General features: G+C 54.7%; 20 protein-coding genes. 17 read left to right on the forward strand and 3 right to left on the reverse strand.

Features of this window, described 5'->3' with window-relative positions; all coding sequences use genetic code 11:
- The first annotated feature begins 93 nt into the window (after positions 1 to 93).
- The 8 genes from GALF_RS00600 (at position 94) to GALF_RS00635 (ending at position 11941) form a co-directional block, all read left to right on the forward strand.
- Positions 94 to 690: a biliverdin-producing heme oxygenase gene (locus GALF_RS00600; protein ID WP_013292107.1), complete on the forward strand. Its 597-nt coding sequence runs from the start codon at positions 94 to 96 to the stop codon at positions 688 to 690.
- A complete protein-coding gene (locus tag GALF_RS00605; protein ID WP_013292108.1) occupies positions 665 to 4630 on the forward strand; it encodes an EAL domain-containing protein in 3966 nt (1321 codons plus the stop codon). Before GALF_RS00600 ends, GALF_RS00605 begins: the two co-directional genes overlap by 26 nt.
- A 121-nt stretch (positions 4631 to 4751) precedes the next feature.
- Entirely contained in the window at positions 4752 to 6173 is a 1422-nt protein-coding gene (locus GALF_RS00610) for a cryptochrome/photolyase family protein (RefSeq protein ID WP_013292109.1), read from the forward strand.
- A gap of 139 nt (positions 6174 to 6312) precedes the next feature.
- The gene (locus tag GALF_RS00615; RefSeq protein ID WP_013292110.1) at positions 6313 to 8211 is read left to right on the forward strand and encodes a diguanylate cyclase; all 1899 of its coding nucleotides are present in this window, start codon (positions 6313 to 6315) and stop codon (positions 8209 to 8211) included.
- 101 nt (positions 8212 to 8312) lie between these two features.
- Positions 8313 to 8657, forward strand: coding sequence for a HopJ type III effector protein (locus tag GALF_RS00620; protein WP_013292111.1), 345 nt, complete (start codon positions 8313 to 8315; stop codon positions 8655 to 8657).
- A 289-nt stretch (positions 8658 to 8946) separates the two neighbouring features.
- The gene (gene metX / locus GALF_RS00625) at positions 8947 to 10080 is read left to right on the forward strand and encodes a homoserine O-succinyltransferase MetX (RefSeq protein ID WP_013292112.1); all 1134 of its coding nucleotides are present in this window, start codon (positions 8947 to 8949) and stop codon (positions 10078 to 10080) included.
- Entirely contained in the window at positions 10077 to 10682 is a 606-nt protein-coding gene (gene metW, locus GALF_RS00630; RefSeq protein ID WP_013292113.1) for a methionine biosynthesis protein MetW, read from the forward strand. Before metX ends, metW begins: the two co-directional genes overlap by 4 nt.
- On the forward strand, positions 10679 to 11941 hold the full coding sequence (locus GALF_RS00635) for an AmpG family muropeptide MFS transporter (protein WP_013292114.1): 1263 nt from the start codon (positions 10679 to 10681) through the stop codon (positions 11939 to 11941). The genes metW and GALF_RS00635 overlap by 4 nt, the downstream gene beginning before the upstream one ends.
- 30 nt (positions 11942 to 11971) lie before the next feature.
- Here GALF_RS00635 and argA read toward each other — a convergent pair whose 3' ends face one another.
- Genes argA through GALF_RS00650 form a run of 3 tightly spaced genes read right to left on the reverse strand, consistent with a single transcriptional unit; the run spans position 11972 to position 14249 of the window.
- Entirely contained in the window at positions 11972 to 13294 is a 1323-nt protein-coding gene (gene argA, locus GALF_RS00640; protein ID WP_013292115.1) for an amino-acid N-acetyltransferase, read from the reverse strand.
- Between the two features lie 16 nt (positions 13295 to 13310).
- Positions 13311 to 13499, reverse strand: a complete 189-nt coding sequence (locus GALF_RS00645; protein WP_013292116.1) for a tautomerase family protein — start codon at positions 13497 to 13499, stop codon at positions 13311 to 13313.
- Between the two features lie 18 nt (positions 13500 to 13517).
- Complete coding sequence (locus GALF_RS00650) at positions 13518 to 14249, reverse strand: 16S rRNA (uracil(1498)-N(3))-methyltransferase (RefSeq protein ID WP_013292117.1); 732 nt, start codon at positions 14247 to 14249, stop codon at positions 13518 to 13520.
- Between the two features lie 104 nt (positions 14250 to 14353).
- Between GALF_RS00650 and GALF_RS00655 the strand changes: the two genes are divergently transcribed.
- From GALF_RS00655 to GALF_RS00695, 9 genes are all read left to right on the forward strand, one after another.
- Positions 14354 to 14908, forward strand: coding sequence for a thioredoxin family protein (locus tag GALF_RS00655; RefSeq protein WP_013292118.1), 555 nt, complete (start codon positions 14354 to 14356; stop codon positions 14906 to 14908).
- Between the two features lie 38 nt (positions 14909 to 14946).
- A complete protein-coding gene (locus tag GALF_RS00660; RefSeq protein WP_013292119.1) occupies positions 14947 to 15750 on the forward strand; it encodes an inositol monophosphatase family protein in 804 nt (267 codons plus the stop codon).
- A gap of 10 nt (positions 15751 to 15760) precedes the next feature.
- Positions 15761 to 17134: a Trk system potassium transporter TrkA gene (trkA, locus tag GALF_RS00665; RefSeq protein WP_013292120.1), complete on the forward strand. Its 1374-nt coding sequence runs from the start codon at positions 15761 to 15763 to the stop codon at positions 17132 to 17134.
- The gene (locus GALF_RS00670; RefSeq protein WP_013292121.1) at positions 17134 to 18594 is read left to right on the forward strand and encodes a TrkH family potassium uptake protein; all 1461 of its coding nucleotides are present in this window, start codon (positions 17134 to 17136) and stop codon (positions 18592 to 18594) included. The genes trkA and GALF_RS00670 overlap by 1 nt, the downstream gene beginning before the upstream one ends.
- A gap of 5 nt (positions 18595 to 18599) precedes the next feature.
- Positions 18600 to 19490: an Hpt domain-containing protein gene (locus GALF_RS00675; protein WP_013292122.1), complete on the forward strand. Its 891-nt coding sequence runs from the start codon at positions 18600 to 18602 to the stop codon at positions 19488 to 19490.
- Between the two features lie 75 nt (positions 19491 to 19565).
- Positions 19566 to 20126 (forward strand): YqgE/AlgH family protein, encoded by a 561-nt coding sequence (locus tag GALF_RS00680; RefSeq protein WP_013292123.1) that lies wholly within the window; start codon positions 19566 to 19568, stop codon positions 20124 to 20126.
- Positions 20110 to 20622 carry a Holliday junction resolvase RuvX gene (gene ruvX / locus GALF_RS00685; RefSeq protein ID WP_013292124.1) on the forward strand — a complete coding sequence of 171 codons (513 nt, stop codon included), beginning with the start codon at positions 20110 to 20112 and terminating at the stop codon, positions 20620 to 20622. The genes GALF_RS00680 and ruvX overlap by 17 nt, the downstream gene beginning before the upstream one ends.
- Entirely contained in the window at positions 20600 to 21556 is a 957-nt protein-coding gene (locus GALF_RS00690) for an aspartate carbamoyltransferase catalytic subunit (RefSeq protein WP_013292125.1), read from the forward strand. The genes ruvX and GALF_RS00690 overlap by 23 nt, the downstream gene beginning before the upstream one ends.
- Entirely contained in the window at positions 21553 to 22827 is a 1275-nt protein-coding gene (locus GALF_RS00695) for a dihydroorotase (protein ID WP_013292126.1), read from the forward strand. Before GALF_RS00690 ends, GALF_RS00695 begins: the two co-directional genes overlap by 4 nt.
- Positions 22828 to 22845 lie beyond the last annotated feature (18 nt).

Genomic DNA, 22845 nt, shown 5'->3' on the forward strand with positions numbered 1-22845 from the left:
TTCCTACAGAGTCGCGATAAGTTCCCGTTTCGTCCCGCAGTCATGAATTTTTTGGGTGTTAGAAATGACACACGGATAGTGAAGATAAACGCAATGAACCACATCGTGCAAGTGCGCCTGAGAGCGGTTTCACACGCAAGTCATGTGCGCCTCAACCATCATCCCCTGCTGGCGGGTCTAGCCGGACGGGCGTATTCGTTGTCAGCCTATCGCACCGTGCTTGTTGCTTACTATCATCTGTATCAGCTGCTTGAAATGCGTATTGAACAGTTTATCAGGGTAAATCGAACGCCATTTGATTATTCCGTCAGGTTGAAGCTTCCGTGGCTTGTGGATGATCTGCAATTTTTCAATGAAAATCCACATGTGCATCGGCCTGTTCCCCAGCTTGATTTTCCGGAAATAACCGGTATCGGGCAGTTGATTGGTGTTTTGTATCCGGTTGAGGGTGCAACGCTGGGCGGGCAGGTGATATCGCGACACTTGTTTGATAAGCACGGCTTGACACAGGGTGCAAGATTTTTTAATGGATATGGGAATGTTACCCAAGAAAACTGGCAGCAGTTCTGCCTGTTTGCAGAATCCATAGGAGGCGACGAGAGGCAGTGTCAGGCAGCAGAGGCTGCGGCACTGTTGACATTTAATCGTTTTGAGGAGGTTCTCAATGCTTACCACCGAGCCGATTGCTAATGCTCCTGAAGTAGAGGAGGCGCTGAAAAATTGCGAGCGCGAAGCCATTCATCAGGTGGGGAAAATCCAGCCTGTCGGACTTTTGCTGGCGCTCAATGATGACGGGTTGATTATCACCCATGTCAGCGACAATGTGAGCGAGTGGTTTGACTTGACTCCCTCAACGTTGTTGGGAAAGACTTTCTCCTCGTTGGTGGGAGAGACACAGGCGTTGAGCATACGTCAGTTGATCGGCCTGGAAGACTGGCGTCGTACGGCGATCACGACATTCAAGATCACCCGGGGCGGACGGACGCTCAGTCTTGATGCTCAGGTGTCACGGACGGGTAAATGCTGGATTATAGAAATCGAGCCGGATGAAAGTGATCGTGATGATTTGTTTCACAAATTATTTATTCCGATCAGAGATTCCTTATGGCAGCTCGATGCCGAAGTGGATCTTTTTCGTTATACACAGAAGGTTGTCGAACAGGTCAGGTTGCTGACCGGCTATGACCGTGTGATGATGTACCAGTTTGACGATAACTGGGATGGCGAGGTGATTGCTGAGAGCCGTGCGGACGACATCGGTTCGTATTTGGGGAATCACTTTCCGGCCGCTGATATTCCGCCTCAGGCCAGAAGTCTTTACACAAAAAATCTGGTGCGCATGATCTCGGATGTCGATGCGATTCCGGTCCAAATCCAATCGCAGGACTCCGAGCCGCTGGATTTGACCTATTCCAGTCTGCGCGCACTCTCGCCCGTGCATCTTCAGTATCTGCGCAACATGGGCGTGAATGCGACGCTGAGCATCTCGCTAATACAAAACGACCGTTTGTGGGGGTTGATCGCCTGCCATCATCGCGAACCGAAATACATTTCCATGCGTGTACGCGAGCTTGATGAATTTATCGGCAAGACGGTTTCACTGAAACTTTCCAACCTTGAAAATGGCCGCAAGGTTCAGTTTCATGACCAGATTCATCAGTTGCTGGAAAAACTGACTGAGAAAATCAGGCAGAACTGCGACATCGGGTCGGTGATCGACATTTTCGATGCGGAGCTGTTATCTCTGGTGCATGCCGATGGTGCGATCATCAATTTGGGCGGTAACCGTTATCATATCGGCAGTACGCCGAGCGATGAGCTGATGCTCGATATTGAAAGTTGGCTCAAAACCATGTCGCCAAAGGGTGTATTTCAGACGGACAATCTGTCGGGAATTTATCCGAATTTAGGCGTTTATCAGGAAGTCGCGTGCGGACTGATGATCGCGCCGCTTGATCGCAACATGCACAGCTACATCTCCTGGTTCAGGAATGAAATTACCAAGACGATCAAGTGGGCCGGCAATCCCGACAAAGTCGTCAAAAATGAGCAGGGTCGCCTGACGATTTCGCCGCGCGAGTCGTTTGCCACCTGGGTTGAAATTTTTCGCGATAAGTCGCCGCAGTGGACGCAAATGGAAATTGATGCTGCCAATTCGCTGGCGCTCGCCCTGATCGAAGTGCTGACGCATCACGCGTTGGAGCAAAGCGAGGAAAATTATCGTTTCCTGACCGACAATTCCAGCGACATGATCGCCAGATTCGATCTTGACGGAGTCTATATTTTTCTGTCGCCGTCCTGTCAGAGTCTATTCGGATTTTCGGCGCAACACATGACAGGCTGTGCTGTCACGGACTTCATCATGCCTGAAGACTGCGTCACATTTCAGAACGCGCTGTTGTTGATGGGGAGTACGGATCAGGCACAGACGCTACTGTTCCGATCGCAGCATGACCGCAGCAAAACGGTTTGGATTGAATACACGTTAAAGCGCATTATCAATCCCAGAAGCGGCGCCATTGAAATTGTCGCGAACGGACGCGATGTCACGCAGCGCCACACCTATCAGCTGGCAATTGAGGACTTGCACAGGCGTAACGCCAAGATACTGGAAGCCGCGGGTGACGGGCTAGTCAGCATCAGCCCGGATGGAAAAATTGTTTATACGAATGAACGAGTCAGACAGATTTTGGGGTGGGGAGGCAGTGAGCTGGCGGGCAAAAGCTGCTGCCAGCTGTTTCATGCGCGGGATGCTGATACCTCGCACGATTATCCATGTGACTGCCCGCTGATTGCGCAGAACTTAAACAAGGAAGTTGGCGTCAGTGCGACTGGATATTTCAGTCACAAGGAGGGGCGTGCGATCCGCGTTGACTATTCATGCACCCAGATGACAGACCATGGCAAACTGAGCGGCGCTGTGCTGGTGTTTAGGGAAAGTACTGAGCAAAGCATGACCTTCGATCAGAAACAGACCAGTGACGTCATTTTTAATGCGGCATCAGAGGCTGTCATGGTGACCGATGCAAACAGGCGTATTACGTCGGTGAACCGTGCATTTATCAAGATTACCGGTTATGCCGCCGAAGAAATGATCGGGCAGACGCCGAAATTGTTAAGCTCGGGTGTGCATACTCAGAATTTCTATGATGCGATGTACGCATCGCTGGAAGCCAGTGGCTACTGGGCGGGTGAGATATGGAATCGTCGCAAGAACGGTGAAATCTATCCTCAGTGGGGCAGTATCACCGCCATCTTCGGTGAGTTGGGTGATCTGCGCAGCTATATCGCTGTTTTTTCCGATGTGTCCAAGGCCAAACAGGCTGAAGAGCATCTGTACCATTTGGCTAATCACGATTCGTTAACCGGGCTTGCAAACCGCTCCAAATTTGTCGATTACTTGAATCACACGCTGGATTTGGCGCGCCGTAATCGTGGGCATAAGGTGGCGGTTGCCTTTATCGACATGGATCGCTTTAAAATCATCAACGATACGCTGGGGCATACGATAGGCGATCAGTTTCTCAAGGCGATCGCAACCCGTATTTCGTCGCAATGCAGAAACGAGGATCTGTTGTCGAGATGGGGCGGAGACGAGTTTGTGCTCGTCATGGATCGTGTTGATGGCCCCGATTCCGTGGCTGAAGCAGTACGCCGCATGATGGAGGTTGTGCGTAAGCCCTTGTTAATCGACGGACATGAGTTGGAGCCGACCTTGAGCGTAGGTATCAGCTTCTTCCCCGATGATGCCCAGAACACTACGGATCTGGTTAAGGCTGCAGATACGGCCATGTATCGCGTCAAGGAAAACGGGCGCAACGGTTATGCGTTCTTCACCGAGCTGCAGGCAGATGAGAGCAAGAAAAAATTTGAGATTGTCAGCGAATTGAACCGTGCACTGCGCTTAAATGAGTTTGTTCTGAATTATCAGCCGCAGGTGAAACCTGATACGGGCGAAATCGTCGGGCTGGAAGCCTTGATACGCTGGGAACATCCCGAGCGCGGTTACCTAAGCCCGGCGAATTTCATCCCGCTGGCAGAAGAACTCGGCATGATCAATCAGGTTGGCGAATGGGTAATCAAGGCGGTCTGCCAACAAATGTCGGCCTGGAAACTCGGTGGCGTGACTTATCCCAGGGTCGCGGTGAACGTCGCACCTTCGCAGCTCGATTCAGGTTTGGCGGATTATGTGCAGCGAACCTTGGCGCTTTACGGTCTGACTGCTGACTGCCTTGAGATAGAGCTGACCGAAGGCGCACTGGAACGCGGCGGTGAGGTTGCGCCGGTTCTGAAGCAGTTACGAGAGCTGGGCATCACCCTGTCCATTGATGATTTCGGCACAGGATATTCGTCGCTGGGCCACTTGAAAAATTTTCCGATCAACTGCTTCAAGATCGATAAAAGCTTCGTGGACGGCTTGCCTGACAGTGTGCAGGATGCGGCTATCGTGAAGACGATCCTGACGCTGGGCGAGAACCTGAATGTTGAAGTCGTGGTCGAGGGCGTTGAAACGCTGGCGCAGCGAGATTTTTTGACTTCAATCGGTGCGAAAATTATTCAGGGCTACTGCTATGGCAAGCCACTATCCGTTGAGAAGATCACTGAGCGGCTCAAAATCGGTCATTTTTAATTGGCGTTGGGATGGTGGGGTATGCCGACTTTTTCAGCCGTGATTTTTTGTTCGGAATACTCCTCTGGGGCAGGTGCGCGGTGCTAACCTGACCATTCAAATACAAAGCGATAACATTTCTATGCAAAGCTATAACCGTTCGATTTGCTGGTTTCGACGCGACTTACGTCTGGATGACCATGCGGCCCTGTATCACGCACTGAAAAATAGCCGGGCTGTGCATTGTGTGTTCGTGTTCGATACCGTGATACTGGATGCGTTGTCCGATAAACACGATCGTCGCGTCGAGTTTATCTGGCATAGTCTTTACGAATTGAATGCGCTCTTGCAGCAGCATGGCAGCACCTTGCAAATCTTGCATGGCAATCCGGTTGAGCTGATCCCGCATCTGGCGCGCGAATTGGAAGTGCAGGCGGTATTTTGTAATCGTGACTATGAACCTTTGGCGGTGCGGCGGGATGCGGCGGTGGCAGCATCGCTATCTGACATCGACTTCCATCAGTACAAGGATCAGGTGATTTTCGAGCAATCGGAAATTTTAACCGGCGGCGGCACGCCTTACAGCGTATTTACCCCCTACAAGAATGCGTGGCTTAAAAAGTTGGATGATTTTTATCTGCGCGCCTATCCTGTAGAACGGTATTTTTCATCGCTGGCTAAGTCAGCCCCACAAGCTTTTCCGGCGCTGGCATTGTTAGGATTTTTACCCGGAAAACTTAATGTGCAGGCTTTACCAACCGGTGCATCGGGTGCGGCAACCTTATTTGAGAATTTTGTCAGCCGCATCGATGCCTATGGTGAAGCGCGCAATTTCCCTGCTGTCAAAGGCGTGTCGTATTTATCCGTACATCTGCGCTTTGGCACGATTTCTATCCGCCGTGTGGCGTCCTTTGCCTATTATTCAGGTGGCGCGGGTGGGCAGGTATGGCTGTCAGAACTGATCTGGCGAGACTTTTACCAGATGCAGTTGCACCATCATCCGCAACTCGGGCAAGGCGCCGCCTTCAAGGCGCAGTTCAATGACATCCGTTTTCCGAATGAGGAGGGGAAATTCGCTGCCTGGTGCGAAGCGCGTACCGGTTATCCGCTGATTGATGCGGCGATGCGCCAGCTCAATGGTTCCGGCTATATGCACAATCGACTGCGTATGGTGGTGGCCTCTTTTTTGGTCAAGGATCTACATATCGATTGGCGTTGGGGTGAGCGTTATTTCGCGCAGCACCTGATCGATTTTGATCTGGCGGCCAATAACGGCGGCTGGCAATGGGCGGCCTCCACCGGTTGTGACGCACAACCCTGGTTTCGCATCTTTAATCCCGTTACGCAGTCGGAAAAGTTCGATGGCGCAGGGCGCTTTATTCGTCGCTATGTGCCGGAGCTGGCGGGCTGTCCTGATAAGTGGATCCATGCGCCGTGGCTGATGCCGGCGGCTGAACAGCAGCGTTGTGGCGTGCTGGTCGGCAAAACGTATCCGCTGCCTGTCGTTGATCATGCTGTTGCCCGAATCACAACGCTTGCGCTGTTTAAGGCGGCTGTAGGGTGATGCTCGGCGCTTTCTTTTGCCTGCTGCTTCAGATATGATCGGTTCAACGTAGCTCATCCTTGAGTTCGCCTGCCGGCTTCGGGGGCGTTTGCATTCTTCTGGGCTCTGGGCGAAATGAGTGCGGATTTAACGGGGATCTATGAGCAAAGTGGTTGATCAGCAATTTGAAGCATTCAAGGCGCACGGCAGTTTGCCCTCACCGCGCGGGGTCGCGCTTCAAATCATTCAGCTGGCTGACCGTGACGACACCACTATCGGGCAAATTGCCCGTCTGATCGGTAGCGATCCGGCATTGGCCGGCAATATTGTTAAAGTCGCCAATCTGCTCACCCATCGCGGCAGCCGTCCCATCGCTTCTGTCGCGGACGCGGTAACCATACAGGGTATCAAGTCGGTGCGCCAGCTGGCGCTGAGTCTGTCGCTGGTGGACGCTCACCGCCATGGCGCTTGCGCCGGTTTCGATTATCAGAAGTTCTGGGCGCATTCGGTTTGTACCGGCATCGCCGCGCAGCAGATTGTGGCAAAGATGCAAGTCGGCGTGGCCGACGAGGCTTTTTTGCTCGGATTGCTTTCTAAAATCGGTCGTCTTGCGCTGGCCACTGTTTTCCCCGCAGAGTACGCCCGCGTGCTGACTGCAGATAATCTGACGGAAGCGGAGCATGCCGCCTTTGGCATCGATCATAATCAAATTACCGCAGGTATGTTAGCCGACTGGGGCATGCCGAAGTTGTTTCAGGAAATCAGTCTGTATATCGAACGGCCCGAAGCGAGCGAGTTTCATGAGGGAGAGCGCAACTGGCGTTTGCTGCAATTGATGCATTTTTCAGACCGGCTGGCCGCAGTTTGCACTGCGGAGGCGAGTGAGCGCTACCGGCTGATTCCAAGGTTGATGCTGCTGGCAACCCGGGTCGGTATTGAGAGCGGCACGCTGATTGAAATCGGCGATCGGGTGATTGCATCGCTGCGCGAATGGAGTGCATTGCTGGGAATTTTCGTGCCGGCTTTGCCGCCTTTCGAGGAAATGCTCAACGCGGACTCGATGGCAAGCGAGTTGCTGGGGCTTGATGCATTGCCGGGCAGCTTACCTGTCGGTTTTAAGTTGCGCATTTTGCTGGTCGATGACGATCGCGCGATCCGTCTGCTGTACAAGACGCTGTTGGAGAAATCTGGCCATACCGTGACGACCGCATGTAATGGTCGTGAGGCGCTGGAGAGCCTCCAAGCCTCTGTGCCGCAGCTGATCATCAGCGACTGGATGATGCCGGAGATGGATGGCATTGAGTTTTGTCGAGAACTGCGAAAAAATCCGGAGTGGCACAAAATTTATGTGTTTATCGTGACGGCACAGGAGAGTACCGACAGGCTGATTGAGGCCTTTGAAGCGGGCGCCAACGATTATCTTTCCAAACCGATCAATCCCAAAGTGCTGGCCGCAAGGTTGCGTTCGGCGCAGCGCATCGTGCAAATGCAGGAAGCGCAAGAAGAAGACCGTCTGCAATTGCGCCAGTTTGCCGATGAATTGGCCCTGTCCAACAAGCGTCTGCAAACGCTGGCGCTGACCGATGCGCTGACTGGTCTGCCGAATCGCCGTTACGGCATGGAACGACTTGAGCAGGAATGGGCAATTGCGATGCGGGCGGGACGTCCGGTGTGCTGCATGATGGTCGATATTGACCACTTCAAGGCAGTCAATGACAACTATGGCCATCAGCTAGGGGATGAGGCGCTCAAGCTGGTGGCGCTCAGCTTGCAACAGGCCGCCCGTAAGCAGGACGTTGTGTGCCGTTTGGGCGGCGAGGAGTTTATGGTGATTTGTCCCGACAGCGACCTTCGCGCCGGTTATACCTATGCCGAGCGGCTGCGTCAGCATGTTGCAGCGCAACCGATACAGGCTCAGGGTAAATCGCTGCAACTGACGGTGAGCATCGGCCTGACCGACAACGCAAATCTTGACAGCACCGAGGCGATGCTGCATCAGGCCGATACCCGTCTGTATGCGGCTAAGGCATCAGGACGCAACTGCACGGTAGTCGGATAAGCACTTACATAGACCTGCATCATTTTCCTGTCCACGCATTTGGAGCGCTGTTGATGCACAAACTGCATAACAGCGTTTATTTTTTAATAAGGAACTGGCGTATGAAATTGAGTGATTTTTTACAAAAACTGCGTAATACCCCCGGGCAGATTGAGTTTTCCGATACGATGGCTGTCATCGATGCAGTGTATGAATTTACCCCCGTGACGTTTCGCAATGGCAATCTGGTCAATCAGGCGGGTACAAATTCCGGTTCATGCAAGTTGTTTTCGTTTGCCAGTCTGCACGGACTGTCGCAGCAGCAAACTCTGGATTGCTTTGGTGCGTACTATCGGGACGATGTATTGCAGCATCCTGATGGCACGGATCATCAGAATATCCGCAATTTCAGCGTGACAGGCTGGGGCGGGATTGTATTTGACGCCTGTGCGCTGGCTGCAAAATAATCCTCTTTATATTTTCTTTTTAATCAGTGTGTTATGTAGGGTAGGCACATTGTCCTGGCGTGCTTGAAAAAGGGGTGGTTAACAGAGAATGTCGTTAGTGCCAATGCGGGCTTAAATTGACATCCTTTGCCAAAACACGGAAACTTCGTACTGTGCCGATTTGACATCAGCTTGCGGGGCACAGGCGACTATTGAAAATCATGGATTTGCAATAGTCGCTAAAACATACCAGCTAAAGCGAGGGAACCCGTTTTGGCTAAGCTAAACGGGTTTTTTATTTGGAGTTGCTTTGGCTAATTCTATAGGTATCGTAAAAGCGCAGCGCGCTGTATTCGACACCCCGCTGACCTTTCGCAGTGGCGCGGTGTTACCTTGCTATGAGCTGGTGTATGAAACCTACGGCACCTTGAATGAAGACAAGTCCAATGCGATTTTGATCTGTCATGCGCTGTCAGGCCATCATCATGTAGCGGGCTGCTATGAGGACGAGCCGAATAATATCGGCTGGTGGGATAACATGGTTGGCCCCGGCAAGCCGATCAATACTGATAAATTCTTCGTGCTGGGGCTCAATAATCTGGGCGGTTGCCACGGCTCGACCGGCCCCTCTTCGATCAATCCGGAAACAGGCGAGCCCTTTGGTGCGAGCTTCCCGGTGATCACGGTGGAAGACTGGGTTGAATCTCAGGCGCGCCTAGCCGATCTACTGGGAATTCGTCGTTTTGCGGCCGTGGTCGGCGGCAGTTTAGGGGGCATGCAAGCGTTGCAGTGGTCGTTGGCTTTCCCTGAACGGGTGGCGCATGTGCTGGCGATCGCCAGTGCGCCGCGCCTGACCGCGCAAAATATCGCTTTCAATGACGTCGCGCGCAACGCAATTCTGACCGACCCTGATTTTCACGGCGGTAACTATTATCAGCACGGCGTCGTGCCGACACGGGGATTGCGACTGGCACGTATGCTGGGACACATCACCTACTTGTCGGATGATGTGATGGCGGATAAGTTCGGTCGCAACCTGCGCACCGAACAATACAACTACGGTTACGAGGTTGAATTTCAGATCGAATCCTATCTGCGCTATCAGGGCGACAAATTCGCTGCCTATTTCGACGCGAATACCTATCTGCTAATGACCAAGGCGCTCGATTATTTCGACCCTGCGCATCTGAGTGGCGGCAATCTGAATCAGGCTTTTTCCCGCGCGAAGGCGGGTTTTCTGGTGATTTCATTTACCACCGACTGGCGTTTTTCGCCGCAGCGCTCACGCGAGATCATCCGTCCGCTGCTGCACAACAAGCGTCCAGTCAGTTATGCAGAGATCACCTCCAATCACGGGCATGATTCATTTTTGATGGAGCACCCGCATTACTTCGACGTGGTGCGCGCGTATCTTGCCAATGTCTATCACGAGGTGACCGCATGAGCATCGAATCACTAGCCGCAGAACGCCCCGATTTTGCCGCGATTGCCGCATGGATACCGAAGGGCGCGTCGGTACTGGATCTGGGGTGTGGCGATGGCAGTTTGCTGCGCTACCTGAAGGAGACCCGCTCCGTGCGCGGCTATGGCGTGGAAATCAGCGATATGGATATCGTTTCCTGCATCGCCAACGGCGTGAACGTGATTCAAAACGATCTCGATTCCGGTCTGTCGGACTTCGAGGACAATACGTTTGATTTCGTGATTCTGTCACAGACGTTGCAGGCTACGCGCCACACCGAAGCGCTGATACAGGAAATGCTGCGGGTCGGCCGTGAAGGGATCGTGAGTTTCCCTAACTTCGGGTACTGGAAGAGTCGCCTGAACGTGATGCTGGGCAATATGCCGGTGTCGCGCGAGTTGCCCTACCAGTGGTATGACACGCCCAATGTTCACCTGTGCACACTCAATGATTTTGAGAGTTTTTGCCGCAAGTATTGCGTGAGCATTTCCGCGCGCAGTGTCATGACCGGCGGGGTCGAGGTGGGATTGCTGCCCAATTTGCTGGGCAGCACGGCGGTGTATCGTTTTCAGCGCGGCGTATGAGCGTTTTTAAACAGCTTTTCACCCGCCGTATGGCGATTTGCGTGTTCACCGGGTTTTCTTCCGGCTTGCCGTTGTACCTGCTGTTCAATTTGTTGCCCGCCTGGTTGCGCAGCGAACACGTTGATCTGAAAACCATCGGCCTGTTCGCGCTGATTCAGTTTCCCTATACCTGGAAATTCATCTGGTCGCCGTTTCTCGATCGTTATGCGCTGCCGGTGCTGGGTCGCAGGCGCGGCTGGATGGTGTTGACTCAGCTAGGCCTTTTGGCCGTGATCGCCAGCATGGGCGGATTTTCGCCTGCCAGTCAACTCGCAACCATCGCCTGGTGTGCGACGCTGCTCGCCGTGCTGGGCGCGACGCAGGATATCGTGCTGGACGCCTATCGTCGCGAACTTTTGTCGGATTCGGAGCTGGGGCTAGGCAATGCGGTGCATGTGAACGCCTATCGCGTCGCAGGTCTCGTGCCGGGGTCTTTGTCGCTGATCCTCGCGGATTTTCTGCCCTGGGATCTGGTGTTTATCATCACGGCGCTGTTTATGCTGCCGGGAATTGCGATGACGTTGATCATCCGGGAACCAAAAATTGCCGCTGCCCCTAAAACTTTGCGTGAGGCGGTGGTCGAACCGTTCCGGGAATTTATCAACCGGCAGGGGTGGCGGAGCGCGGGGCTTATCTTGGCATTTTTGCTGTTCTACAAATTGGGCGACAGCCTGTGCACCGCGCTTGCTACGCCGTTTTATCTGGATATGGGGTTTTCCAAGACGGACATTGGCTTAATCGCCAAGAACGCCGGGCTTTGGCCTGCGGTGATCGGCGGCATGCTGGGCGGATTGTGGATGGTGAAAATCGGCATCAACCGCGCCTTATGGATTTTCGGCGTGGTGCAGGTTTTGGCGATTTTCGGATTTGTCTGGCTCGCCTCTGTCGGGCATCACAGCGAGATCGGTGCCCTTGAGCGCACGCAACTGGCAGTGGTGATTGGCCTCGAAGCGCTGGGTGTGGGGTTGGGCACGGTCGCCTTTGTCGCTTTTATCGCCCGTACAACGCATCCGGCCTACACTGCAACGCAATTTGCGCTGTTCACCAGTTTAATGGCGATGCCGCGCACCTTTGCCAACGCGGCGACCGGTTGGCTGGTGGAATCTATGGGCTGGAGCGGCTTCTTCCTGCTGTGCGCCGTGATGGCGATTCCCGGCATGCTGTTGCTGTTGAAAGTCGCGCCGTGGAATGATGAGCAGCGACTAGCGACTAGCGACTAGCGACTAGCGACTAGCGACTAGCGATTAGGGCTATATTTTTCGCACGAATACCTTGGATTTGCGCTGATAGTTATACAGCGATTTTTTCTGCGCAGGCAGTGCGGTGACAGGGCTTTCGATAAAGCCGCGCTCTAAGAACCAGTGTGCCGTGCGCGTAGTGAGTACGAACAGTTTTTTCAGCTTCTGCGATTTGGCAAGCACCGCCATGTGATCGAGGATGGCCTCGCCATAGCCTTTGTCGCGACACTGCGCATCTACGGCTAGGCAGGCGAGTTCTGCTGCGGCTTCGTCGGGGAATGGATAGAGTGCGGCGCAGCCGACGATGCGATGATCGTGTTCCAATACCACGAAGCGCTCGATTTCCTGCTCCAGCAGTTCGCGAGAGCGTCTGACCAGTATCCCTTGCTCTTCGAGCGGACGCAGCAACTGCAAAATGCCGCCTACATCTTCGATCGACGCATCGCGCAGCGTGTTGAGCGTGGATTCGACGACCATCGTGCCGATGCCATCATCACTGAACAATTCCTGCAGCACGGCGCCGTCTGTGTGGCGGCTAATCAAATGCGTGCGGGCAACACCGGCTTCGCAGGCGCGGATTGCGCAGGGCAGAAACAGGTTAATGTCGTCGCTCTGTACGCGTTTTGAAGCCAGTGCCGCCTGCGCTTGAGCGACGGTAAGCTCTTTGAGAGTGTCGCCGTGATCGCTTTGCACGCCGTCCGTGTCCATCAAAAACACCAGTTTGTCGGCATCCAGCGCGATCGCGGTGGAGGTGGCCACGTCTTCCAGCGTCAGGTTGAACACCTCGCCGGTGGGTGAATAGCCCAGCGGCGAGAGCAGCACCACTTCGCCGAAGTTGAGGCGGTTTTTGAGTGCGGCAACATCCACTTTTCGCACACAGCCGGTGTGCTGCAAGTCTACGCCGTTGATCACGCCGATCGGTTGCGCGGTGATGAAATTTCCCCCCGCCAGACGGATGTCGGCATTGGCCATCGGAGAGTTCGCCAGCCCCATCGAGAGCAGCGCCTCAATTTCTACGCGCACGCGGCCGACCGATTCTTTGACGCATTGCATGGTTTGCGTATCGGTCAGGCGGATGCCTTGATGGTAATTGTCTTCAAGATTTTTGCGCGCCGAATGCTGTTCGATCTGCGGACGTGCGCCGTGCACCAGCACCAGCCGGATGCCTAAGGCGGCGAGCAGGTTAAAGTCGTGCGTCAGCGCGGTAAATTTGCCATCTTCGACCATTTCGCCGCCGAATGCGATGACAAAAGTCTTGCCGCGAAAACTGTTGATGTAGGGTGCCACCGAGCGGAACCAGGCAACGAAATCGGCGGGGGTGGTATTGATATGCATGGTTAATTCCTGTTTGTTATGCATCGCTGTCGAGTAATTTTCCTGCAACAGCCCAGTTTTCCTCGGCCACTTCATCGAAGGTGATATAGGTATAAGAGGCCGGCTTGTGAGCGATGCGTTCGAGCGTGTCGGTGACTTCGCTTGCGATCGCGGCTTTTTGTTCACGGCTTAATGTGCCTGCGATACGGATGTTGACATAAGGCATCGTGATTCCTTCAGTAAATTAGCAAAAATCGCCCCACAGCGTTTGCAGCACCGCCAATCCTGCCACAGCGGCCGTTTCGGTACGCATCACCCGCGCGCCGAGCCGAACCGGCGTAAACCCGCACCGTAGTGCGTTGTCGCTCTCGGCTTCGGTAAAGCCGCCTTCCGCGCCGATCAGCAAGACCGCGCCGCTTTGCGGTTTTTCCTGTTCCTGTAAGGACTTCGCGCCTTGCGGCAGCAGGATGTATTTGCTCATGTCAGAGTCAAGCATGTGTTGCAGCCAGGTACCGATTTCCACTGGGGGGTGGATCACCGGCAACACATTGCGTCCGCATTGCTCGCAGGCGGAAATGGCGACCTGTTGCCAGTGTTCGGTGCGCTTCGCTGCGCGATCTGCAGATAGCTTGGCGACGCTGCGTCCGGTTGCCAGCGGCTGAATTTCGGTGGCGCCCAGTTCGGTGGCTTTCTGGATGACCCAGTCCATTTTTTCGCTGCTGCATAAGGCTTGAGCTAGCACGATCTGTAACGGCGATTCGCGGTCGGCCTCGATGTGGACGATGTCGCCCACGACAACCTGTTTGCCTGTCATGTCGGTGATGGCGCCGTGATATTCATGCCCCGTGCCGTCAAACAATTGCACGCTATCTCCTTCGCGCAGGCGTAATACACGGCTGGCATGGTGCGCCGCATCGGCGGGTAAATTGAATGCGCCTTGTGCAGGTATCGGCGGCGGGCAGTAAAAGCGTGGCATGAGAACTGGCTATGAGTGGTGAATGGGCGTGATAATATACCGCCTCGCCGCTGCAAGGAATTGCAACGTGCGTTTTATGTCAGGAATTTTGTCAGGAGTAGGATATGGTCAGTTTGCAACCACCTCTGTGCGACTTCGGTTGGAAGGCGCGAGATTTTGATTTGCTGGGCGTGGACGGTGTCCGGTATACGCTTGCCAATGCGCGCGGTCCGAACGGGTTGCTGGTGATGTTTATCTGTAATCATTGCCCCTATGTGAAATCCATTCGCGACCGTTTGGTGCGGGATGCGGGTCAATTAAAGCGGCAGGGTATCAACACCATCGCCATCATGTCGAATGATCCGGCCGATTTTGAGGAAGACTCGTTCGAAAATATGAAGCGGGTGGCAACGGAATTCGCATACCCCTTCCCTTATGTGTGGGATGAGACGCAGCAGATTGCGAAGGATTACGGCGCGGTCTGCACACCGGACTTTTTCGGGTTCAATGCCGATCTCGAACTGCAATACCGAGGGCGGCTGGACGCGTCGCGCAAGGAGGCGGTGGAGAATGCGCCGCGCGACTTGTACGATGCGATGGTGCAGGTTGCAAAGACCGGGCGCGGGCCTCAGGAACAGATCGCCAGCATGGGCTGTTCGATTAAATGGAAAACCGAATAATGGAAAAGCACATTCTGTCGAAAACAGGAGCGTTTGGTATGAGTGCCTTACTCAAGGCAACCATTGCCGCCGTTAAACTGGTTGCGGCGGAAGAAATTATGCCGCGTTATTTGAAGGTCGCGCACAAGCATAAGAGCGATGGCAGCCTGTGTACTGATGCGGATATTGCAACGCAAACCGCGCTGATCCGCAAGTTGCAGGCGATTTGCAATGTCCCAGTGCTGGGCGAAGAAATGCCTGAGGCAGAGCAGCTGGCGATTTGGGAAAATGCGGAGGAAGGGCTGTGGTGTGTCGATCCGATCGACGGCACGTCCAATTTTGTGCACGGTCTGCCGTATTTTGCGGTATCGGTTGCATTGTTGCGCGAGGGCCGCAGCGTGTTGGGGGTGGTGTACGACCCGGTGGCTGATGAGATGTTTGCGGCGGAAGCGGGCAAAGGCGCGTATTTGAACGGGGAAAAACTGTTCGGCAGGGTGACTGCGGCTGCGATGAGCGAATCGCTTGCCAATGTCGATTTAAAGCGCCTCAGCAGTAAACTTGCCGGCACGCTGGCCTCAACGCCCCCCTATGCATCGCAGCGAAATTTCGGCGCCAGCACCTTAGACTGGTGTTATACCGCGGCCGGGCGCTACGATCTGTACCTGCATGGCGGGCAAAAGCTGTGGGATTATGCGGCGGGCATGTTGATCCTGTCGGAAACAGGCGGATACGCCTGTTGTATCGAGAGCGACGATTTCGCCTCTTGCGATATCTGGCAGCGTTCCGTGATCGCCGCACGCAGCGAGGCGTTGTTCAACGAGTGGAAAGACTGGATACGCGCGCAGCACGCGACCGAAAAATAAGGATAACGCTTTGAAAATATTGATATTGGGTGCGGGGCAGGTCGGTTCTACGGTGGCGGAGAGTCTGGTGAGCGAAGCCAATGACATCACCGTGGTAGATTCAGACAGCGGCAAGCTGGCGCTGTTGCAGGAGCGCCTGGATTTGCGCACGCTGGTGGGGAATGCCTCTCACCCTTCGGTGCTGGAGCAGGCTGGCATTGCCGATACCGATATGCTGCTTGCGGTCACGCAAAGCGATGAAGTCAATATGGTAGCCTGTAAGCTGGCGGCGAGCCTCTACAATACGCCGACGCGCATTGCCCGCATACGTTCAGCCGATTTTCTGGCAAGGCCCGAGCTCTTCAATAAAGATAATTTCTGCGTGGATTTTTCGATTTGTCCCGAGCAAATTCTCACCGATTACATCAGCAAATTGATTGAGTTTCCTGAAGCGTTGCAAGTGTTGCGATTTTCTCAGGGTAAGGCCTCGCTCGTTGCGGTGCGTGCTTTTAAAGGCGGGCCGCTGGTGGGACAGCCGTTGAGCTTTTTGCACGAGCATATGCCGCATGTCGATACGCGCGTTGCAGCGATTTTCCGTAAAGATAGTCCGTTGATTCCAAAAGGGGATACGGTCGTTGAAGACGGTGATGAAATCTTTTTTATCGCCGCGACCAAAAACATTCGTACGGTGCTCAAGGAAATGCGCCGCATGGACAAGCCCACGCGCCGTGTGATGATCGTCGGCGGCGGCAATATTGGTCGTCGTCTGGCCAAAGCGCTTGAAGGCGATTATCAGGTCAAGCTGATTGAATACAACAAAAAAGCTTGCGAAAATCTGGCCGGAGAATTGACCAATACGCTGGTGTTGAACGGCGATGGCACGGACGAGAAGCTGATGCAGCAGGAAAATGTTGGCGAGGTCGATGTGTTTTGTGCGCTGACCAACGACGACGAGAATAACATCATGTCGGCGCTGCTCGCCAAGCAAGGCGGCGCGCGCAAAGTCATCGCGCTGATCAATCGCAGTGCCTATGTGGATCTGGTGCAAGGTGGTAAGATCGATATCGCCCTCTCCCCGGCCCATGTCACGATAGGTTCGTTGTTGGCCTATGTGCGTCAGGGCGATGTGGCGGCGGTGCACTCGCTGCGCCGGGGGGCGGCCGAAGCGCTCGAGCTGGTGGTGCATGGCGACCGGAAATCTTCTTCCGTGGTGGGCCGCTGCATTGATGAAATCGATTTGCCTAGCGGTGCGACCATCGGTGCGGTGGTGCGCGGCGATGAGGTGATGATGGGGCACCGTGATCTGGTGATCGAGAGCGAGGATCACGTCATCGTATTTGTCATTAACAAGGCGATGGTGAAAAAAGTCGAGAAGCTGTTCCACGTTCATATCGGTTTCTTCTGATGCAGCGCACGTTAACGGTTATTCATGCTCTGGGGCTGATGCTGGCGGTCTTTAGCTTCGCTTATTTGATGCCGCTCTTGACGGCACTGCTTTATGGTCACGAGGAAGTATTCCAGGATTTTTTGCTGGCCATGATCTGGACGCTCGCGACCGGCGTGTTGATGTGGATGCTGACGCGTCGTTATAAAGGCGAGTTGTCGATCCGGCACGGTTATTTGCTGGTGGTCGCGATGTGGACGGCGATGCCGGCGGTTGCAACATTGCCTTTGTTGCTGCTGTTGCCAGAGCTGTCGTTTACCGATGCTTATTTTGAAACGATGTCTGGACTGACGACCACCGGTGCGACGGTGCTGGTGGGCTTGGATACGCTGCCGCCGGCGCTCAATATCTGGCGTCATGAACTCAACTGGTTGGGCGGCATGGGGATCATCGTGCTGGCCGTGGCTATTTTGCCGCTGTTGGGCATCGGTGGCCGTCAGCTGTTCAAGGCGGAGACCCCGGGCCCGATGAAGGATTCAGCGCTCACGCCACGCATCACCGAGACGGCGCGCAACCTCTGGCTGGTCTATCTGGGTATCACCATTGCCTGCATCGCCTCGCTGAAACTGGCTGGCATGAACTGGCTGGATGCGGTGTGTCATTCGTTTTCTGCGATGGGGCTGGGTGGTTTTTCCACGCACGATGCCAGTGTCGGTTATTTTAACTCTCCGCTGATCGAGTTTGTTCTGATGGTGTTCATGCTGATCGCCGTCATGAACTTTGCAGTGCATTTTTTGGCCTTACGTGAAAGAACCCTGTCCGTTTATCGCACAGATCCCGAGGCTATTCCGACACTGATCCTGATACTCGGCAGCTGTGTAGGGATTGCGTTCTGCCTGTGGATATGGGAAATCTACCCGACGTACTGGATAGCGCTGCGCCATGCCAGCTTTAATCTGATTTCTATTGCCACCAGTTCCGGATATGCCAGTGTGGATTATGCTCAGTGGCCGATCTTCGCCCCGCTGTGGATGATGTTTCTGACTGCGACGGTCGCGAGTTCTGGTTCCACCGGCGGCGGCATCAAGATGATACGCACGCTGGTGCTGCTCAAGCAGGCCGGTCGCGAGTTCGTCAAGCTGCTGCATCCGGCGGCGATCAACCCGATGAAAATAGGCGGCCAAGTTATTCCGAATGGCGTGGTTTTCTCGGTGCTGGGTTTCATCTTCCTGTATTTCATGAGCATCATGACGCTGACTTTTGCGCTGCTGCTCAGCGGTATGGACTTCATATCGGCGTTTACGGCCATACTTGCCTCAATAAATAATTGCGGCCCCGGCTTAGGTTCGGTAGGCCCTGCCAGCAATTACGCAGGCCTCACAGACTTTCAGACTTGGGTCTGTACCGCCGCCATGCTGATCGGCCGGTTGGAAATTTTCACGGTGCTGATTTTGTTTACGCCGCACTTTTGGCGTCGCTAAGGAGTATGTCAGCCGGACAATTTAGCAGCGCGCAGCAGGATGATGTGCTGGCGCAGTTGAATGGACATCTCGCGCAGCGTAGTGAAAGTGATGAGGTGGATGCCGGTTTGCTGCCGGTCTTTCTTGAAGAGGCGGACGAATTGCTTGCAAAAATCGCGCTTGGTCTGGACTCCTCGGATCAGGCGCCGCTACGGCGTCTGCTGCATACCTTAAAGGGCAGCGCACGGATGGCGGGGGTGCTCAGCATCAGTCAGATCGCGCATCAAATGGAAGAGCGATTGCACGATGAGGCTGCTGCGCAGGCGGATTTTGCAAACATCACGCGATTGCTGGACGCTTTGCGAAATGAGTTTGTCGATGGGGGTGCGGCGAATTCGGATGAGCGTTTCTATCGCACGGTGTGGCAAGCCGCTAAAGAGACGGGGCGTGAGGTTCATCTTGAGCTGGTCGGTATTGATACGGGGCAGCTGCTGACGGCCCCGATCGAGCATCTGCTGCGCAACGCGGTCGTGCATGGTATTGAAAGCCCGTTGCATCGCATCGCCTGCGGCAAGCCACCTGTCGGTGAGGTGCGCATTGAAGTTGGTCGGGTTGGTAATGAAATTGTGATCGAACTTGCCGATGACGGGCGGGGGCTGGATCTGGCCGCATTGCGAACCCGTGCAGTTAGCATGGGCGTGTTGCGTGAGGCGGATGGACTGATGGATGACAATACGCTCGCGCAATTAATTTTTATTCCCGGTCTTTCAACCGCCGGTGAAATCACGCAACTGGCCGGGCGCGGCATCGGCATGGATGTGGTGAAAAATTGCGTTGAGGAGCGCTCAGGGCGTATCAGCGTGAGTTCAGTGCGCGGGCAGGGGACGACGTTTACCCTTTATCTCCCCGGCGATTAAGTGACGCGTGATTATTTTTGCTGCTAAATGTAACGCCGAATTGTGAAGCGAGTCCGAGCCAGCTACAATGCCGACATGTCAAAATTCGATCTTACCCACCATTTCCTGATTGCCATGCCTGCCATGCAAGAGGGCTTCTTTGCCGGCACGCTCACCTATATCTGTGAACACGATGAAAACGGTGCGTTAGGCCTAGTGGTGAATCGCCCGGTCAGCTTGACGCTGGCCGATATGTTCAATCAGATCAATATTCCGCTGCATCAGCCTAGGCTTGCCAAGATGCCTGTCCATGTGGGCGGGCCGGTGCAAACCGAACGAGGCTTTGTGTTGCACGATACAAGCCGCGACTGGCAGTCCACGATGCGCATCAACGACAAACTGGCGCTGACGACCTCGAAGGATATTTTGGAGGCGATAGGCGAAGGGCGCGGACCGGATAATCTGCTGGTAACGCTGGGTTACTCAGGCTGGGAGCAGGGGCAGCTCGAACACGAGATTAACGAGAATATCTGGCTGACCGTACCGGCCAACGAACATATCCTGTTTGATTTGCCAGCTGAAGAACGACTGGCGGCGGCCATGTCCTTGCTGGGCGTAAATTACTCCATGCTGGTCGAAGATGCCGGACATGCCTGAGGTGGCAGGATTGATCGTTAATCCTGTCGTCGGCACGCTGCTCGCCTTTGATTTCGGTACGCAACGGATAGGTGTTGCGGTCGGCAATACCTTTTCATCCAGTGCAGAGCCGCTGACTACGATCGCTGAGGAGAAGAACGAGCTTCGTTTTTCGGCCATCACCAAGTTGGTTGCAGAATGGCAGCCTTGTGCGTTAGTGGTCGGCCTGCCCTGCAGCGATGATGGCAGCCCGCATGAATTGACCGCATTGTGCCAGCGTTTCGCTAAGCGACTGCACGGGCGGTATGGCCTGACGACCTTGCTGGTCGATGAGCGTTATTCATCGCTGGCTGCCAGCGAACAACTCAATAGACAGGGCGTACGCGGGCGCGATCAGAAAGCATTGATCGACCAGTATGCAGCCCAACAAATACTGCAGGCTTACTTCGATGAGCCCGCCGCCTGTGTAATCGTCAATGCCGACAGAGGTATCCATGAAAAATCCGCAACTCAATAAACACGGTGAACTGCAGCATCTTCTGACCACGGAAGGCTTGCCGGTACGCATCATGCGCGACATTCTCGACCGTGCTGCCACCTTCCTCGATATCGACGAGGGGCGCGAAATCAAGAAAGTGCCGCTCTTGCACGGCAAGTCGGTATTCAATGTGTTCTTCGAGAACAGTACCCGTACCCGCACCACTTTTGAAATCGCCGCCAAGCGCCTGTCTGCTGACGTGGTCAATCTGAACATCGGATCGTCCTCCACCAGCAAGGGTGAAACGCTGCTCGATACGGTCGACAATCTGTGCGCGATGCATGCCGACATGTTCGTAGTGCGCCATTCGCAAAGCGGTGCGGCGCATCTGATCGCGCGGCATGTCGCGCCGGAAATTCACGTCATCAATGCCGGTGACGGGCGTCATGCGCATCCGACGCAAGCCTTGCTCGACATGTTCACCATCCGTCATTACAAGAAGGAATTTCACAATCTTCGCGTAGCGATCGTAGGCGATGTGTTGCATTCGCGTGTGGCGCGCTCGCAAATTCATGCGCTGACGACCTTGGGTGTGCCGGAAGTTCGCGTGATTGCGCCAAAAACGTTGCTCCCGACGATGGTCGAAAATCTCGGCGTACGGGTTTATCACGACATGGCTCAGGGCTTGCGTGACGTCGATGTGGTGCTGATGCTGCGCTTGCAGAACGAGCGTATGCAGGGCGCGGCGCTGCCATCCGGCCAGGAATACTTTAAAAATTACGGGCTGACCGAAGAAAAGCTCGCATATGCCAAACCGGACGCCATCGTCATGCATCCGGGACCCATGAATCGCGGCATCGAAATTGATTCGCGCGTGGCGGACGGGATGCAATCGGTGATCCTGTCACAAGTGACCTTCGGTATCGCAGTGCGCATGGCGGTGATGAGCACGCTGGCTGGGAGCAATAAATGAATATACAGATTAAAAACGGTCGACTGATCGATCCTAGAAATAACATCGATGCGCAACTGGACCTGTTCATTACGGATAAATGCATCGCGGCAATTGGCAGAGCCCCTGCGGGGTTTAAACCTGACGAGGTGATCGATGCGACAGGTCTGATCGTCTGCCCGGGCCTGATCGATCTGGCGGCACGCCTGCGCGAACCCGGCTTTGAATACATGGCGACGCTCGAATCCGAAATGAATGCGGCCGTCGCGGGTGGCATCACCAGTCTGGCCTGTCCGCCTGATACCGACCCGCCCTTGGATGAACCGGGGCTGGTTGAGATGTTGAAGCATCGCGCCAAAAATCTGCATCAGGCGCGTCTGTATCCGGTCGCTGCATTGACCACCGGTTTGATGGGCAAAGAACTGACCGAAATGGCGGAGCTGGTGGATGCGGGATGTGTGGCTTTCAGTCAGGCGGATGCGCCGCTCACCGATACGCGCGTGATGATGCGCGCGATGCAATACGCTGCAACGTTCGGTTTTAGCGTCTGGCTGCGTCCGCAGGACAGCTTTTTATCTAAAGACGGCGTGGCGCACGATGGCGAAGTGGCGACGCGCTGCGGTCTGCCAGCGATCCCCGTGTGTGCCGAAACCATTGCGTTATCCACCATGCTGACGCTGGCTAAGGAAACGGGTGTGAAACTGCATATCTGCCGCATTTCCAGCGCGGCAGGGGTGGAAATGATCAGGGCTGCCCGTCAGCAGGGGCTTAGCGTAAGTTGCGATGTCACGGCCAATCACGTGCATTTATCCGAGATGGATATCGGGTTTTTTGATCCGAATTGCCGCCTGACGCCGCCGCTGCGCAGCCTGCGTGACCGTGCGGCGCTGCGCGCGGGATTGCTCGACGGTACGATAGATGCGATTTGCTCCAATCATGCGCCAGTCGATGAAGATGCGAAGCAATTGCCATTTGCGGAAGCTGAATCGGGCGCCACCGGGCTGGAATTGCTGTTGCCGCTGGTCTTGAAATGGGCTGAGCAGGATAAGGTTGGACTTGCCGATGCCTTATCGCGTGTCACGCTGCAACCGGCGCAGATACTGGGCCTGGATGCCGGACACCTGAGCATCGGCGCGCTGGCCGATGTGTGCGTGTTTGATGCGGATGCCTACTGGAAAGTGGAAGCGGCTGCATTGAAGAGTCAGGGAAAAAATACGCCGTTTACCGGCATGGAAGTGCAGGGGCTCGTGCGCTACACGCTAGTTGACGGCAAAATCGTCTATCAGGCTTAAAATCAAAACTTAACAGGC

Source organism: Gallionella capsiferriformans ES-2, assembly GCF_000145255.1.
Taxonomy (GTDB): Bacteria; Pseudomonadota; Gammaproteobacteria; order Burkholderiales; family Gallionellaceae; genus Gallionella; species Gallionella capsiferriformans.

Bases quoted from the DNA above. Each gene is read 5' to 3' on its own strand.
- GALF_RS00600 (WP_013292107.1), top strand. From the start codon at position 94: ATGAACCACATCGTGCAAGTGCGCCTGAGAGCGGTTTCACACGCAAGT.
- GALF_RS00680 (WP_013292123.1), top strand. From the start codon at position 19,566: ATGTCAAAATTCGATCTTACCCACCATTTCCTGATTGCCATGCCTGCC.
- GALF_RS00670 (WP_013292121.1), top strand. From the start codon at position 17,134: ATGCAGCGCACGTTAACGGTTATTCATGCTCTGGGGCTGATGCTGGCG.
- GALF_RS00675 (WP_013292122.1), top strand. From the start codon at position 18,600: ATGTCAGCCGGACAATTTAGCAGCGCGCAGCAGGATGATGTGCTGGCG.
- ruvX (WP_013292124.1), top strand. From the start codon at position 20,110: ATGCCGGACATGCCTGAGGTGGCAGGATTGATCGTTAATCCTGTCGTC.
- GALF_RS00610 (WP_013292109.1), top strand. From the start codon at position 4,752: ATGCAAAGCTATAACCGTTCGATTTGCTGGTTTCGACGCGACTTACGT.
- GALF_RS00605 (WP_013292108.1), top strand. From the start codon at position 665: ATGCTTACCACCGAGCCGATTGCTAATGCTCCTGAAGTAGAGGAGGCG.
- GALF_RS00635 (WP_013292114.1), top strand. From the start codon at position 10,679: ATGAGCGTTTTTAAACAGCTTTTCACCCGCCGTATGGCGATTTGCGTG.
- GALF_RS00645 (WP_013292116.1), bottom strand. From the start codon at position 13,499: ATGCCTTATGTCAACATCCGTATCGCAGGCACATTAAGCCGTGAACAA.
- metW (WP_013292113.1), top strand. From the start codon at position 10,077: ATGAGCATCGAATCACTAGCCGCAGAACGCCCCGATTTTGCCGCGATT.
- GALF_RS00655 (WP_013292118.1), top strand. From the start codon at position 14,354: ATGGTCAGTTTGCAACCACCTCTGTGCGACTTCGGTTGGAAGGCGCGA.
- GALF_RS00690 (WP_013292125.1), top strand. From the start codon at position 20,600: ATGAAAAATCCGCAACTCAATAAACACGGTGAACTGCAGCATCTTCTG.
- GALF_RS00660 (WP_013292119.1), top strand. From the start codon at position 14,947: ATGAGTGCCTTACTCAAGGCAACCATTGCCGCCGTTAAACTGGTTGCG.
- GALF_RS00695 (WP_013292126.1), top strand. From the start codon at position 21,553: ATGAATATACAGATTAAAAACGGTCGACTGATCGATCCTAGAAATAAC.
- GALF_RS00650 (WP_013292117.1), bottom strand. From the start codon at position 14,249: ATGCCACGCTTTTACTGCCCGCCGCCGATACCTGCACAAGGCGCATTC.
- GALF_RS00620 (WP_013292111.1), top strand. From the start codon at position 8,313: ATGAAATTGAGTGATTTTTTACAAAAACTGCGTAATACCCCCGGGCAG.
- argA (WP_013292115.1), bottom strand. From the start codon at position 13,294: ATGCATATCAATACCACCCCCGCCGATTTCGTTGCCTGGTTCCGCTCG.
- GALF_RS00615 (WP_013292110.1), top strand. From the start codon at position 6,313: ATGAGCAAAGTGGTTGATCAGCAATTTGAAGCATTCAAGGCGCACGGC.